The sequence below is a fragment of the Vibrio sp. 1078-1 genome (assembly GCF_033340475.1).
This window is the reverse complement of the sequence record NZ_JAWOWM010000974.1, coordinates 1-507: the sequence shown is the minus strand read 5'-3', so window position 1 is coordinate 507 and position 507 is coordinate 1. Positions and strand designations below refer to the sequence as shown.

The 507-nt window shown below is 49.7% G+C and carries 1 pseudogene; it reads left to right on the top strand.

Going from position 1 to position 507, the window contains the following annotated elements:
• Positions 1–507 (top strand): annotated as a pseudogene (locus R7190_RS31160) (GGDEF domain-containing protein); the annotation flags it as partial.

Sequence of the window (507 nt, the reverse complement as noted above, 5' to 3'; positions counted from 1 at the left end):
CCTTCAAGGGAATGTCGTTGATGAGTCCTATTTCTCTGGTGAGACGCACAACTTTTCTCTGATCAATTTAGCTCGCGCCGTACCGAGTGAAGTCGCATTCGAAGAATCCGTTCCCATTTACCACGACTGTAATATCGTCGGCTTTGGTTGGGCGGCTATGACGGTTCTCACCTCAAACAGCAGTGGCCCCATCGCTTTTATTGCCGTCGATAACTTGCTCACTCGTGCGCCGTTAACCTCTCAACTGCGCGAAGTGATTCGTATGTTCTCTTCCAGTTTGGCCGAGGTGCTGCAACGCACTCAAGCTCAAGAGGCGATTCGAGAGTTAAATGAAAACCTTGAGTTAGAAGTGCAGAACCGAACCAAAGAGCTAGAAGAGGCGAATCGCCAGCTCGAAGTACTGTCTAAACTCGATCCACTTACGCGCCTTGGCAATCGCCGTATGCTGGAACATGTGATGCAAAAATACTGCGCATTGGATTGCGAAGAGGCGATGTCATTCGGTCT